We start from the raw sequence: 12,720 nt of genomic DNA on the forward strand, positions 1-12,720 counted from the left end.
CGTGACCTACCTGGTAGGTGCCGACCGTTGGTCGGCACAGGGACTCATCTACTGTTGCTGATGCAAGGCGCCAGAGCGGGCCTTCTTCGGCGTGTGCTTCCGGTACCGGTACGGCAACGCCACAGGCGTTTCATCCAGCCTCAACGTGATACGCCCGGGTGCCACTTCCACAAACACACGGTGACCCGCCTTGAAGCCCAGCCGCTCCAGCCACATTCCGCACACCGACAGATGGGGAATGGCCACGCCCGGTGGCAGGATGTTCCCGGCGGGGTGCTGAAGGGCGGAAATGCGTACGCTCTTGGGCGCATACCAGCCAAGGCCAACGTGCTGGTTAGGATCGTTGCATGAATCCATCTTTGAACTGCGCATGCGTCTACTCCATCGGAAGTTACCCCTCGTCGGCGACGAGGGAGTCGGGAGGTTGATATCCGCTAGGTCGACGGCGTGACTTATTTCCCAGGAGGTGTTGTATTCGCCACCCTCCCGACGCAGAACTTCGTACTTCCATAGACCTAACGAGGGGATATCAAGCCCCGAATCCAGACGATGCACAGCTGCTCAAATGAAGAGAAGTTGGTACTTCGTCAGCATACCGGTATGTTCAATTCATCGGGCAAATGGTGTGACGCAAGTGAGCTGGAACTCTCACTTGAGGGGGTAGTTGTTGGAACCAGCGTCCCGAAATCAAAGGCACCCCGTCTTGCCAAGTGCACCTACTCATTGACCAGCGCGCGAAAGAAGAGAAGTCGCAAGCGACCCCACATGCGCTGAACGTTGATGCGAGGGGCAGGTGCAACTCGTAGCGCCCGCCTTAGGGTGGCGAGCAGACGTAGGGATAGTAGATACGGAACATTCCCGATACTGCTGCGGCCGGCATTCGGATGTGCGCCCGCTGCGAGTTTGTGCTCCCGTGACGCATCGCGCGTCGGGACCTTGGGCGAGCGTCCACTTCTGGCCAGAAGCGAGTGTTTCAGGCTAGGCGGCTAGGCCAGCAGCGCTTACAGTTCGCTTCAGACCCCAGAAGGCACCTGGTGCAAACGTATATGGACCTACTTCTAGTAGTTGAAGACTGCTTTGCTCTTCAAGGCCTAGGGCTGGCGCTGTCGCCTGATCTTTCACGACCGCATTCGGAGGGCGGCGCTGAGTATTCCGTTTTTGTTGAACGGCCTGACGGTTCTTCGATTACCGCCGTGGCCAAGGTTAGGCTCGTTCACTTTCGACTTGTTGGCTACAAGTTGCAGATGTTCTTGACGAACATTGATAATGACGAAGTTCCATTGGGCAGCAAAGTCTGGAAGGTGTAGAGGCGTGCGGCCGGTATCCGCTTCTGGCCGAAGCGGACAATGGGGGTGACGACATGATCATTGAAGTTCCCGACGTAGAGCTGGTCTGGAACGCTGGAAGTCGGAGCTCGTCTACTCTACGTGAATGTTGAGATCGGCCGAAGCCTGAGAGACGGCTGGCGTATCAATAAATGAAACGGTCAGTTATCACTTGGGAATCGCGGCTTCCAAGCAGAAGCTCCCCTCGGCAGAACCAGCAGTGATATCGCGAAATCATAGTGGTCTGCTGTTATCTTCATTTCACGAAGCGTGGTTCCACTTGCTACATGTGGAAACCAAAGTTTTGCGTCCGTTTCAACGCCTATCGTGTTCTTCGATACTTCACTAGACGCAAGAACAGCGCCCGGGACAGCGATAACCTTGCGCCGTGAGGGGAAAAACGCGCCACAACGAAATGCGGGCTGGCTTGCCTTCGATTTCAGTACGTACCCGTCCCGGTGAATTAGCATCACAGCGTTGTGCTCGGTGTATTCGAGCCAACGAAGCAGTGCCGCGGTGAGTGAGACGCCGTATCTCTCGGCACAACCGCTTATGGCGTCGAGATGGGCTTCATCAGCCATCTGCGAACGAAAGTCGTCAAGTGGCATCAACAATGTCGACGCGAAGCTATCCGCCTCAGCTTCAATGTCCCGTTCGTCCAAGTCAAAATCGACCATGTCCTCGTCGGTGCACTGAAAGAACTCGCGATCATGACGGTGGAGCAAATAGTGCCCTAGCTCATGAGCCTGGGTGAACTTGATCCTTCCTAGCGACTTTAGGGCGTTGTTGTACAGGAGAAGCCAGCGTTTACGCCCTTCATCCGGAAACAGGGCACCGTCGAAGTTATTGATCGCTTCCCCACGCACCTCGGTGATGGGGTCATCCCACTTGAAGATGTTTGCGGCCTCCAACGCCAGGCTCTGCACGTCTATTGGGAACCTGGGCGTGCCGTGGGCTTGGGAAATGACATTTAGCAGATTCGTGAGCCTGTAGGCGGCCTTCGACGGAGTGAGTACCGCAGACCTATCCCTTTCTGAAGCTGTCGACGATCTTTCTGACACGTTCCCTGTCCTCTGGCTCAAGGTTGCTGTAGTTGCGGAAGAAGGCCTCATCCAAGTGCCTTTCCTCCGGGCTCCCGGCTTCTTCGTGAAGCAGGAAGTCGACCGTGACGCCAAAGACGCCGGCGATCGCACCTAGCTTCTCAGCTGAGGGACTGGGAGCTTCCTTGCGATTCTCGATTTCCCACAAGTAGCTCTTGCTGATGCCAGTCGCTTCTGCCAAAGCGTCGAGTGTCAGGCCGGACTTTTTCCGAAGATCTTTGACCTTGGTCTGAAGCGCTTTGTTCATGTTTGTGCATAAGGCCAGTTCAATCTCAAGTTGCACTATACCGAACAAGATATTTGACAGTAGCGAACATGCAAGGCAGACTCCATCTTGTTCGGTACACCGAACATCCACTCATGCAATACCGATAGCGCCCAAGGAGGCCAGTATGAGCAAGCCCAGTGGACTCAAGCCAGGTCAGCCCGCCCCGACGTCAGGCCAGTACCAGATCATTGGCCCTCGCGGAGGTCAAGGTGCCGAACGCACGGTGGTGCGCCGTGAACCGCTGCCGCCGACTCCGACCCGCGGATCGACGTACCGATTGGTTGACCCCACCAAGACCAAGGGCTGAGCTGAGTCAGGGGCGGCACCAGGATGGGACCGCCCCCCTCCCTAGTTGATGAGACCAAAGCTCCGCGAACGCTGTGTTGGAGGGATCACTCCCCGACAACGGCGATCAGGACGTCTGGAGACAAGCGATTGAGTACCAATTTCCGAGCAGCTGCGTGTACAGGCATCGCTTACGAGAATCAGCTCTTGGGTGCCTTCATCTACGCATTGGGCTACGAGAGCGGCAGAACCGGAAAGCCTTTGCCGGTGAATCTGTTTCAGCAGACCCCTCTTGACGGCACCTTTGGCGATCTAGTCGCAGGAGCGGACTGGTGCGTTGCGCTGGAGTTCAAGCGCAGCTGGCAGGCTGCACGATCCGAGCGCAGCAAGTGGCCATCCGCCAACCTTCAACGCTATCTGGAGGATAAGCACATGCAGGATATCGCCAAGAGGGCGCATTTCCTGTGCTTTGGCGCGAAAGATCAGGATGAAGTAACGATTGGCGCGCTGCGCTACGCCGCATTCCTCCGAGATCCCGATGCGAGCAAGGGTCAAGCCACCAAAGGAACGGCGATGGTGGATCTTCTGGTCAACTGTACGGGGCTTGATAGGAATACCTCTCCGCTCGGCGTACCGCCAGCGGTGCTTGAATCTTATCTCAGGCGGCTGAGCACCATGAGGAAGATCATGGGGAGTGGAGAACCTCCCGCCCAGTGGTTGGCCGTCGCCAGCACGGCGCAAGGCTATCGGATTCGCTCGGCTGACTCCCTGGAACAGCTCTTGGATATGCCACGGACGCGCTCAACAGAGAGATCGGTTGAGATGATCAAGACGCCCGAGCACAAGAAGAGCTTCGACCGCGAAAGGTAGGCCTCGCAGTACACAGGTCGGCGTACAGGAAGCACCAACCACATTGCTGTGACCTAGTCCCTTCGCCCCGCGCCAGAGAGCCCTAGAGGGAGCCTTGAAGGCTGGGTCGGTGACGTTCGCTTGCAGCAGCTATCGCTCCAATTCGGTGTGCGCTGGGCGGTGCCCTCAATCGGCACCGAGCCACACGTACGCTGAAGGGCCAACGTGCTTCAAGCCGGAAATGCTCAACTTGAGGTGGTGATTACCTCTAATCCTGACATTGCCCTGAGTTCCGTACTATCGACGCGATCCGCGTTCGTCGTTCGCCCCTGGGCAACATTCGCTCAAGGAGATCGAGAGACTGAAGGGTCTAAAGCTCAACGGGTAGCGATTGGATATCCAGAATCGAAGGGGAAGACGCCCGCACGCAGCTACGGTCAGGCCGACAGTTCGCAGGAAAAGCTCAGCGAACAACAGGTTGAGCGCTTCTGTACCTACTCGGATCCCGGCTCAAGCTTATGCATCTATGCGCGAGAGAATCGGACTGTTGCGATTGCCGTGCCCTCTAGACCATAGTCCGTTGGTCTATGCCGTACAGCCTCGAGTAAAGCGGCGTGAAAAAGACACGTCTAGGCATCCGCAGATTCGCCTTGGCAATCATTCCACTACTTTGAGAGTTCACTGTGTACATGACTACGTGCAGATTACTCATCGTGGCCCTTGACCTACTCTCCGCATCGACGCAGGTGCTAGCAGAGCGCTCGCCACCATCGCAATCTAGGCGCTGGGAACAGAATGACGAAAGTGAATAGCTTGAGGTTCTAGCAATCCGTTCACGGTGATGCAGTTCCACGCTATGACCAAGCCCACGTGTTAGATGACCGGAGAAGCTTCATGAAGCCACGAAAGACGGAAGTGCCGTCCCGCCTGCACAAGCTCCCATCAGGAAACGTGTTAGCGGTAGCCGCGGAAGCCGCGCCGCCTCAAAGCCAGGCCGAGATTGCGTTCTTCGCAAATTACTCGGAATACGCAAAGACTTTGCGGGCGTGGTTGGTCGCCTACGGCATTGGTGCGCCGGTACTCTTCCTCACAAACAACGATTTGTCAGTTGCGCTTAAGATGTCCGACCATAGTGGATGGATCGTCGACTTATTCCTAGTTGGTGTAGCGCTGCAGGTTGCTCTTGCATTCGTCAACAAGTGGTGTGCGTGGCATATGTACGTCGGAGAGTACGATTCGGAATTCCAGAAGAGAAGGAGCTACAGACTATGGGCTTGGCTCAACGAGCGAAGCTGGATTGACCTATCTGTAGACGCAATTTCGCTCGCCTCGTTTGCAGTCTCAACATTGCTAGCCGTTCGTATCTTCTCCTGACGTGTCATCGAATCGTGCCCTGAAGTGACTTGTGCCGGAACGATCGCACGGTCCCATTGATGCATTGACTGCATGGTGAGATTCTTTAATGCAGATCCTACAGAGCTTAGATAGATGATCGATTCAACCTATTGGCGGCAAGAGCTACGCGCGGAAGTGGCATGGCTAAGACGGCATCGAAAGTATCGCAGGTGGTCTGAGAAGCAGCTTGTACTCTTTGAGCGTCGCCTGATGCTGGTGGCGTTCCAGATCCGCTCGCTACTCGAGCGGCCGAAAGTGAACGATCGTGCTCGGAGCGTTCGACTACCTGCAATTCGATACAAGAAGATCGGCACCAAGCCTTTCACCGTTATCGGCACCGGATTTCCAGAAGATCGATTTGATCTTGAGAACCCCGAGGCGGTGGAGCTGGACGTCACAGCTGTTTGCAACCAACTTATTCACTATTACTGGATGCAGACATGGTCTGAAGGCACAGCCTTCAAGGGCATGCTTGTCTTCTCTGACTACATGCGTCACAAGTGGGCTTATGAGTTCCTGATCGAAGACCTTGTAGGCTTCTTCAGCGTATTCGCCGATGAATCATCAGCGGTATCTGGTATGAGCCTTCAGTGGGACGAGAAGAAGCAAGACTATGCAATTCAACATGCTCGTTGACGGCTAGAGGCACGTTCGGTCAGCTGCTTCAGCGCACTTCTTGAATGTCGGTCTGGATGATGTCTGATACTGGCCCGCGGCGGCTCGGGTATGCAGAGGTTATAGGTCGCGGCGAAGTCCATCTCGTATTGAAACGGGCCTTATCCCCTGGTCATACGACCGGGAGTCGAAACTGGTTACAGCGATGATGGGGGTCACGACCGACGGTCGTGACCTATCGGCTGCGGGGCTGGTGATTGATCCAGTAAGCACGCTCTTGCCAATGCCCTGGCGCATCCCGGGGCTGGCCATCCAAGGTCAGCCCCGGAGCTGCATTCCAGAGCCATCTGCTCTTGTCCTCGGCTGCACGCGCAAATTCAAGTAGTGGATGCCGCGTTCAGGTCCGAAGGGCCAAGACGCTTGGGAGCCAACACTCAACGCAAATTGCCCGACGCTGCCATGAACCCCAGCAACGCCAGTCCGTAGACGCCCACGAGTGCTACGCCGATCAGTCGCCTTCGACTGCCTTCCAGAGTGGCTGCAATGCCCGTGCACACGACGGACGATATCGCTCCTGCGACGAACAATTGCGCCCCAGCAAGCATCCTTGTACCGGCACCGGCAGTAAACAACAGCCACGCCGAGAGCACGCCGCATAGCACGGCGATCATTGCCGCTACGCGCCACGCAATGTTCATTGCATCCGCTCCAGAGGGAGTGCCTTACTGCATGGTACAGCCGGAAACTGCCTCCGCACTCGTATGCAGAACGCCTGAGTAAGCGCCGTATACGACCGAATCGACTACGGCTATGATTTGCCAATTGGCCCGGTGGGGATCGGTGCCAAGCCTTCCAAGCCCAGTTGACCCCTTTCACCCCTTTCCGCGTGGACTCCATGACAAGTGCGCTTCGGCTGTGCGTAGCAGTAGTAGTGTGTCTGTTCCTTGCTTCCTGCAAGGTGGATTACTCGGCGATCCGCGTGGCGCCGCCAAACGAACCTGTGGCGCATCTGGTCGCAGGGCTCAATCGCTTAAATGGCGCACCGGTGCTCATCCTTGCCATCAACGGCAAGAAGCCCGGTGCCCTCCTTGGAAGGGAAGTGCAGATTGCTGCGGGCAAGAATACGGTCAAGATGAAGTACTGGGACGGATGGGTCACCAGCGAAGTGGACTTTGCGCATGACTTCGAAGCGGGCGGCTACTACATTGCCGAAGTCTACCCGGACCATTCTGCAAGTATGGCCAAGTTCGTGTTCACCCAGGTGTCGGCCGATGCCTTCCAGGTCTTCATGTGCCGCGCGCAGAAGGATCTTCAAGAGCGATTGAAGAACGTCAACCCGCAACCGGCACCTGCGTGCGACGCCGTGCGTCGAAAGCAGTCCGCAGCTCCCTGATGCCCGTGTCTACCGGCGCTGATGGCCGGGATGGAACCTAACCCGCCATTTCCCCGCGCCGGCTTGCGATCATTCTCGCCGCATCCTGCGAGGGTGGCAGACCGAAGGCACGCGCGTACTCGCGGGTGAACTGGGTGGGGCTTTCATAACCCACATCCAGCGCGGCTGCGGTAACGCTTGTTCCCTGCGTCGCCAGGATCTGGCGTGCCTGCAGCAGGCGCAGCTGCTTCTGGTACTGAAGCGGGCTCAGCGCGGTGGCGGACTTGAAGTGGCGGTGGAAGGCCGACTCGCTCATTGCCACCTGTTCGGCCAATGCGGCGATGCGCAGCGGTTTGGCGTAATCGCTCCGGATGCGCTGGATGGCACTGCTGATACGCGCCAGCGCAGAATCCGGCGTCGCCAGCTGCCGCAGCATGCAGCCCTGTGGTCCCTGCAGCACGCGGTACAGGATCTCGCGCTCGTAGGCCGGGGCCAGGGCAGGTATCTCGCCCGGCCGTTCCATCAGGCGCAGCATACGCACCCACGCGTCCATCAGTTCAGGGGTGACGGCGGCGACGTTGAACGCCTCGGTCTGCGTGGAGGGCTCGCTGCGCCCGGTGGCGGCATCGGTGGTGTCGCACAGGAGCGCCGCGATGATGCCAGGGTCCAGCGTGAGGCTTACCGCCAAGTACGGTTCGCCGGTGCTGGCCGGGTGCACGGCCCCCACCGCCGGCAGATCCACTGACATGATGAAGTAGGTGGCCGGGTCGTAGTGGAGGGTCTTCTCCCCCACCGTCATGGATTTACTGCCCTGAAGGATCAGGTTGATCATCGGCTCGTATACGGCTGCCAGGGCATGCTCCGGGATCTCGCCCTGCACCATGGCAACGCGGGGAATGCCCGTGTCGGTGCGGCGGTTTTCGGCATGCGCCGCGAGGCGCCGCAGTTCATCCAGTGCGTTTTCCATGGCCTCATTGGACACCCACCGGCAAGGGCTGGCAAGGCGGAAAGCAGGAATAGGCAGGAATTGGCGAGGATCAGGGCGGCGCGCCGCGGCCGGCGGTTCTAGCCTGTGCATTCCCCCTTACTGCACAGGCGCACCTGCATGAAACACGTGCTGACCACCGCTCGACGGGCTGTTCAACGTGCACCTCAAGCGGCCGCTCATCCTCACCCCGTGCAGGCCACAGTGGTGGCCTTCATCACTGCCACCAACGCCTTCGATATCGAATCGGCGCTGGCGTTGTTCAGCCCGACGGCAGTCATCGATGACCCGTCCACCGGGGGCACGTTCAACAGGCATGCCGGTGTTCGCGACTACCTGGAACGGTTCTTCCTGGGCTACCACACGGTTACCCGCCTGCTGTCGCTGGAAGGTCTGGACGATGTGCGTGCACGTGCCCGGGTCGATTTCACCGGCGATTTCGGTCACGAGATCGGATTGCTCCTGGTGGCCGTGGATTCCGCAGGCCGCATTTCCCGCATTGACGCCGAACTTGAATAAGCAGGCGAGGAACACACCATGAAGACATTGATGATCTACGGCGCATCCGGCTACACCGGGCGCATGGCTGCAGCCCACGCGAAGGAAGCCGGCCTGACGCTGGTACTGGCAGGGCGCGACGAGGCTCCCCTGCAGGCGCTGGCCACGCGCCTTGGCGTGGAGTGCCGGGTGTTCGCGCTGGATGCCGCAGCCGATGTGGACTACGGGTTGCAGGGCATCACGGTGCTGCTCAACTGCGCAGGGCCGTTCGCGCACACCGCAGGAGCACTGATGGATGCCTGCCTGCGTACCGGCGTGCACTACTTGGACATTGCAGCCGAGCTGGACAGCTACCAGCTTGCCGAGCGCCATGATCTGAGAGCCGCTGAGGCCGGGGTAATGCTGATGCCAGGCAGCGGCGGCAGCGTGGCGATGCTTGGCAGCCTGGCCGCGCGTGCCGTTGAGCGTGTGCCGTCCCCGGTGTCCATCCGTATCGCGTTGCACGTGGCGGGTTCGATGTCGCGCGGCTCGGCTATCAGTGCCAGCCAGCACGTAACTGCGCAGTGCCTGATGCGCAAGGACCACGTGCTCACGGCGCTCGCGCCGGATGCGCTGCGCGATCTCGATTTCGGCGATGGCCCGCTGAGCTGCTTCCCGGTGACCCTGCCGGACCTGATCACCATCGCCAGGCAGACCGGGGTGGGCGATATCGAAACCTACGTACATGTGTCCGGCAGTGCGTTCCCCGATGGCGGTATCGACGCACTACCCGACGGCCCCACCGCGCAGGAGCGCGCCGACAACCGCTACCAGGCAGCGGTAGAGGTGGTGAACGCCGACGGTGCGATCACCCGCGCCGTGATGGACACCGTGAACGGCTACAGCTTCACGCCCTTGGCTGCTGTGGTGGCTGCGCGCCGTGTGCTGGCAGGGGAAGCGCGCCCCGGCTTCCGGACGCCTGTAGAGGTATTCGGCAGCGGCTTCGCTGAGACCATCGCCGACACCCGTATCACCTTCATTGACCCAATCACCGCTACGCCCCGCTAAGGAATCTATCCCATGTCATCGCACTTCAATGCTTCAGACACCGCTCGCGACACGCTTGCCGTGCTCGAAACGCTGTACCGCTTCGCGGCAGGCATCGACCTGCGCGACCGCGCCCTGCTCGCGTCGGCCTATACAGAAGACGCCATCTCCGATTTCCGCCCCGCCGGCGCAAAGGCGGGCTTCGAGTACCCGGTGCTGCAGGGGCGGGAAACCATCGTGGGGGCGCTCTCGAGCTCGCTCAGCGGGGTCGATACCACCCACTCGTTCAGCAATCCGAGAGTGGTGGTGGACGGTGACACCGCGCGGGTGGATGTGTTGGTCGAGGCGCAGCACGTATCGCGCGTCGATGCGGCACGCCAGTACCTGATGAAGAACCGCTATGACGTTGTGCTGGCACGCCGTGACGCGGGGTGGGCGATCAAGCATGTGATCGTGGACAACGTCTGGCGGACGGGCGATCCGAGCGTGCTCGCCGGGATCTGAGCGAAGTGGTGCCGCCTGTGCGGCACCGTCATGCGCTGCATTGATGCCGTGTACTGACCCGCCGGCTTCCCGCGCAAGGCAACCAACGTAGCGGAGTCTGCGGTTCTGGCATGCCGGCGAAGGCTGCGGCGCCCACGGAGCGGGGGCACTCCCTTATGGCTTGTCGTCGCACCATCAGCGGGATATCTTCCCCGGGCTAGCCGGCGTAGGTAAGTGAGGCAAACGAGCGGCCCCGCAGAGCGCTGGACTGCGAAACACCAGTCGGACGATACCGAACAATCTTTGCGTAGTTCGATTGAATCAAACACGCGAAGCGGCATGCATGGGATTCGGAAGGAGACCCAATGGAGCTTCTACTAAGTGTCGAAGGCCGTTTCCATGCTCACCGGCCGAGGGTTGGTTCTGGTGCCTGATCTGCCGCTCCCGCATGACAAGCACAACTCCGTTTGTGCCGTTATCGTCGAGCGCCCGGGCGGCACCAGGTTGTCCGCAGAGGCGGAGCTTCGTCTCGAACACTTTCGACCTGGCGGCTACAAGCTGATGGTCTATCTCCTCGGATTCGACGAGGCTGACGTACCCGTAGGCAGCAAAATCTGGAAGGTCTGAAGCCGAGCGCCCGCTTCTGAGAAGGGATGAATCCGGACGGCGATGGTTCAACCTCAGAACCCGTTGTCGGGGCGCGGCTCGTCTGCCAGCTGCTCATCCCGGCGGGAAACTTACCGGTACGCGGGCCTTACCGGCCACCGGCTTGCCGTCCTTCAGAAGCGGATTGAAGTGCCAACCGGACGCCGCTTCCATAGCGGCTGCGTCCAGCTCAGGAAATCCACTGGACTTCTCCAAGGTAACTGCCGTAACGGTGCCATCGGCGCTGAGGTCGACGATCAGAGTTACGATGCGCGCGTCGCGGTCTTCGGCGCCGCCGGGCGGGTTGGGCGGCGGTGGAGGCGGCGGAGGTGCGGCGAATCCACTGCCAGCGGTCGCCACCAGCAGAAAGCTCATCAGAAGGCGCTGCAGCGTTGTGCGCGAGACCGAAATCCTGTTTGCATCCATGCGTGATGATCTCCGGGTAGGATCTGGGGCGATGATACCGCGCATCCGGCGGCGTACCCGTCCCGCAGGTCAGATCACCGCAATCTTGGCCTTGGCCAGCTGCTCACGCACCATCCCATCATTGGCCTCGGTCACCGGCCGCGTCAGCTCCCAAATGAACTTCACCCGGAACCCAGACTTCACCGCATCCTGCGCGCTCCACAGCACGCAGTAATCCCGCGCCAGCCCGCACACATGCACCTCACGAATGCCGCGCTCATGCAGCCAGCCGGCCAGGCCGGTTGGGGGGCGGGTGCCATCAGGGCCATGGTTCTCGCGGAAGGCACTGTACGAATCCACCTCCCGCCGGGTGCCCTTGCGCAGGATGAGGTCGGCCACGGTCCAGTCCACGCCCGGGTGCAACGCGGCACCGGCGGTGCCCTGCACGCAGTGGTCCGGCCACAGCGTCTGTGGTTGCGCGTGCAGCAGGATCGCCTCGAAGGGCAGCTGTCCCGGGTGCTGGTGGGCGAACGAGGCGTGGTCGGCCGGGTGCCAGTCCTGGGTGGCCACCACCGTGCGGTAGCGGCGCTCGGCGAGTAGCGCCGCAATCGGCTCCACCAGCGCATCGCCGTCTTCGCACGCCAGCGCGCCACCGGGCATGAAGTCCGGCTGCAGGTCGATTACCAGCAGGGCAACATCGGCGGGCAGGGCAGTCATGGCAGGTCCAACACAACGCAGGCGGGGCGACCAGCGTGGCGGCCCCGCGCGCGGACGTCAATCGCCCTTGGGCGCGTCGTTGTCCTGGCCGTAATACAACAGGCCGATCTTGATGCGCTCGCGGTTGTTCTCGCGGCGGTGGCGGTTGGCGTCGCGCAGCGAATAGACGCAGCCGCAGTACTCCTGCTGGTAGAACTGCTCGCGCTTGCTGATCTCCACCATGCGCGCCGCACCGCCGCCCTTGCGCCAGTTGTAGTCCCAGTACTGGATGCCGGGGTAGTGCGCGGCCGCGCGGTGCCCGCAGTCGTTGATCTGGTTCATGTCCTTCCAGCGCGAGATGCCCAGCGAGCTGCTGATCACCGGAAAGCCATGCTCGTGCGCGTACAGCGCGGTGCGCACGAAGCGCATGTCGAAGCACATGGTGCAGCGGATGCCGCGCTCGGGCTCGTTTTCCATGCCGCGTGCGCGGGCGAACCAGTTGTCGGTGTCGTAGTCGGCGTCCACGAAGGGCACGCCATGCTTTTCGGCGAAGCGGATGTTCTCCTGCTTGCGCAGCTCGTACTCGCGCGCAGGATGGATGTTGGGGTTGTAGAAAAAGATCGTGTAGTCGATGCCGGAGGCGGCGATTGCTTCCATCACTTCGCCCGAGCACGGTGCGCAACACGAATGCAGCAGCAGCTTGTTATGGCCACCGGGCAGGGAAAGGGTGGGGCGGGTCAGTTCGGTCATGCGTGTATCCATCGGCCCCGCCC

General features: G+C 60.3%; 16 protein-coding genes. 8 read left to right on the top strand and 8 right to left on the bottom strand.

The window, feature by feature from the left end; all coding sequences use genetic code 11:
- Nucleotides 1-48 precede the first annotated feature (48 nt).
- The 3 genes from ACREPD_RS19990 to ACREPD_RS20000 form a co-directional block, all read right to left on the bottom strand.
- Nucleotides 49-372, bottom strand: a complete 324-nt coding sequence (locus ACREPD_RS19990) for a hypothetical protein (protein WP_431600925.1) — start codon at nt 370-372, stop codon at nt 49-51.
- Between the two features lie 1,114 nt (nt 373-1,486).
- Complete coding sequence (locus ACREPD_RS19995) at nt 1,487-2,251, bottom strand: ImmA/IrrE family metallo-endopeptidase (RefSeq protein ID WP_431600926.1); 765 nt, start codon at nt 2,249-2,251, stop codon at nt 1,487-1,489.
- A gap of 97 nt (nt 2,252-2,348) precedes the next feature.
- Nucleotides 2,349-2,672: a helix-turn-helix domain-containing protein gene (locus ACREPD_RS20000; RefSeq protein ID WP_431600927.1), complete on the bottom strand. Its 324-nt coding sequence runs from the start codon at nt 2,670-2,672 to the stop codon at nt 2,349-2,351.
- Nucleotides 2,673-3,128: 456 nt separating this feature from the next.
- Between ACREPD_RS20000 and ACREPD_RS20005 the strand changes: the two genes are divergently transcribed.
- From ACREPD_RS20005 to ACREPD_RS20015, 3 genes are all read left to right on the top strand, one after another.
- Complete coding sequence (locus tag ACREPD_RS20005; RefSeq protein WP_431600928.1) at nt 3,129-3,848, top strand: hypothetical protein; 720 nt, start codon at nt 3,129-3,131, stop codon at nt 3,846-3,848.
- Between the two features lie 873 nt (nt 3,849-4,721).
- Nucleotides 4,722-5,201 carry a hypothetical protein gene (locus ACREPD_RS20010; RefSeq protein WP_431600929.1) on the top strand — a complete coding sequence of 160 codons (480 nt, stop codon included), beginning with the start codon at nt 4,722-4,724 and terminating at the stop codon, nt 5,199-5,201.
- A 114-nt stretch (nt 5,202-5,315) separates the two neighbouring features.
- A complete protein-coding gene (locus tag ACREPD_RS20015) occupies nt 5,316-5,858 on the top strand; it encodes a hypothetical protein (protein ID WP_431600930.1) in 543 nt (180 codons plus the stop codon).
- A gap of 413 nt (nt 5,859-6,271) precedes the next feature.
- On the opposite strand, the gene ACREPD_RS20020 is transcribed toward ACREPD_RS20015, so the two are convergent.
- Nucleotides 6,272-6,535, bottom strand: coding sequence for a hypothetical protein (locus ACREPD_RS20020; protein WP_431600931.1), 264 nt, complete (start codon nt 6,533-6,535; stop codon nt 6,272-6,274).
- A gap of 233 nt (nt 6,536-6,768) precedes the next feature.
- On the opposite strand from ACREPD_RS20020, the gene ACREPD_RS20025 reads away from it, so the two are divergent.
- Complete coding sequence (locus ACREPD_RS20025; protein ID WP_431600932.1) at nt 6,769-7,230, top strand: hypothetical protein; 462 nt, start codon at nt 6,769-6,771, stop codon at nt 7,228-7,230.
- A gap of 37 nt (nt 7,231-7,267) precedes the next feature.
- Here the strand turns inward: ACREPD_RS20025 and ACREPD_RS20030 are convergent, their stop codons facing one another.
- Nucleotides 7,268-8,176 (bottom strand): AraC family transcriptional regulator N-terminal domain-containing protein, encoded by a 909-nt coding sequence (locus ACREPD_RS20030; RefSeq protein ID WP_431600933.1) that lies wholly within the window; start codon nt 8,174-8,176, stop codon nt 7,268-7,270.
- A gap of 147 nt (nt 8,177-8,323) precedes the next feature.
- On the opposite strand from ACREPD_RS20030, the gene ACREPD_RS20035 reads away from it, so the two are divergent.
- The 4 genes from ACREPD_RS20035 to ACREPD_RS20050 all read left to right on the top strand — a co-directional run bounded on the left by ACREPD_RS20035 (nt 8,324) and on the right by ACREPD_RS20050 (nt 10,828).
- Nucleotides 8,324-8,713 (top strand): nuclear transport factor 2 family protein, encoded by a 390-nt coding sequence (locus ACREPD_RS20035; protein ID WP_431600934.1) that lies wholly within the window; start codon nt 8,324-8,326, stop codon nt 8,711-8,713.
- 18 nt (nt 8,714-8,731) lie between these two features.
- Nucleotides 8,732-9,739 carry a saccharopine dehydrogenase family protein gene (locus ACREPD_RS20040; protein ID WP_431600935.1) on the top strand — a complete coding sequence of 336 codons (1,008 nt, stop codon included), beginning with the start codon at nt 8,732-8,734 and terminating at the stop codon, nt 9,737-9,739.
- A gap of 12 nt (nt 9,740-9,751) precedes the next feature.
- Nucleotides 9,752-10,222 (top strand): nuclear transport factor 2 family protein, encoded by a 471-nt coding sequence (locus tag ACREPD_RS20045; protein ID WP_431600936.1) that lies wholly within the window; start codon nt 9,752-9,754, stop codon nt 10,220-10,222.
- 360 nt (nt 10,223-10,582) lie between these two features.
- On the top strand, nt 10,583-10,828 hold the full coding sequence (locus ACREPD_RS20050) for a hypothetical protein (protein ID WP_431600937.1): 246 nt from the start codon (nt 10,583-10,585) through the stop codon (nt 10,826-10,828).
- Between the two features lie 93 nt (nt 10,829-10,921).
- Here the strand turns inward: ACREPD_RS20050 and ACREPD_RS20055 are convergent, their stop codons facing one another.
- The 3 genes from ACREPD_RS20055 to ACREPD_RS20065 all read right to left on the bottom strand — a co-directional run bounded on the left by ACREPD_RS20055 (nt 10,922) and on the right by ACREPD_RS20065 (nt 12,697).
- Nucleotides 10,922-11,272, bottom strand: coding sequence for an energy transducer TonB (locus tag ACREPD_RS20055; protein WP_431600938.1), 351 nt, complete (start codon nt 11,270-11,272; stop codon nt 10,922-10,924).
- Between the two features lie 69 nt (nt 11,273-11,341).
- Nucleotides 11,342-11,968 (bottom strand): bifunctional nicotinamidase/pyrazinamidase, encoded by a 627-nt coding sequence (gene pncA / locus ACREPD_RS20060; RefSeq protein ID WP_431600939.1) that lies wholly within the window; start codon nt 11,966-11,968, stop codon nt 11,342-11,344.
- Nucleotides 11,969-12,025: 57 nt separating this feature from the next.
- Nucleotides 12,026-12,697, bottom strand: a complete 672-nt coding sequence (locus tag ACREPD_RS20065; RefSeq protein ID WP_431600940.1) for an epoxyqueuosine reductase QueH — start codon at nt 12,695-12,697, stop codon at nt 12,026-12,028.
- Nucleotides 12,698-12,720: the final 23 nt, after the last annotated feature.

The sequence above is a fragment of the Stenotrophomonas sp. genome, from assembly GCF_050737075.1.
In the GTDB taxonomy this organism is placed as follows: Bacteria; Pseudomonadota; Gammaproteobacteria; order Xanthomonadales; family Xanthomonadaceae; genus Stenotrophomonas.

Excerpts from the sequence above, each read along its gene's own strand:
- ACREPD_RS19990 (WP_431600925.1), bottom strand. The coding sequence starts at position 372 with ATGCGCAGTTCAAAGATGGATTCATGCAACGATCCTAACCAGCACGTT.
- ACREPD_RS20000 (WP_431600927.1), bottom strand. The coding sequence starts at position 2,672 with ATGAACAAAGCGCTTCAGACCAAGGTCAAAGATCTTCGGAAAAAGTCC.
- ACREPD_RS20010 (WP_431600929.1), top strand. The coding sequence starts at position 4,722 with ATGAAGCCACGAAAGACGGAAGTGCCGTCCCGCCTGCACAAGCTCCCA.
- ACREPD_RS20015 (WP_431600930.1), top strand. The coding sequence starts at position 5,316 with ATGATCGATTCAACCTATTGGCGGCAAGAGCTACGCGCGGAAGTGGCA.
- ACREPD_RS20020 (WP_431600931.1), bottom strand. The coding sequence starts at position 6,535 with ATGAACATTGCGTGGCGCGTAGCGGCAATGATCGCCGTGCTATGCGGC.
- ACREPD_RS20030 (WP_431600933.1), bottom strand. The coding sequence starts at position 8,176 with ATGGAAAACGCACTGGATGAACTGCGGCGCCTCGCGGCGCATGCCGAA.
- ACREPD_RS20040 (WP_431600935.1), top strand. The coding sequence starts at position 8,732 with ATGAAGACATTGATGATCTACGGCGCATCCGGCTACACCGGGCGCATG.
- ACREPD_RS20045 (WP_431600936.1), top strand. The coding sequence starts at position 9,752 with ATGTCATCGCACTTCAATGCTTCAGACACCGCTCGCGACACGCTTGCC.
- ACREPD_RS20055 (WP_431600938.1), bottom strand. The coding sequence starts at position 11,272 with ATGGATGCAAACAGGATTTCGGTCTCGCGCACAACGCTGCAGCGCCTT.
- pncA (WP_431600939.1), bottom strand. The coding sequence starts at position 11,968 with ATGACTGCCCTGCCCGCCGATGTTGCCCTGCTGGTAATCGACCTGCAG.
- ACREPD_RS20065 (WP_431600940.1), bottom strand. The coding sequence starts at position 12,697 with ATGACCGAACTGACCCGCCCCACCCTTTCCCTGCCCGGTGGCCATAAC.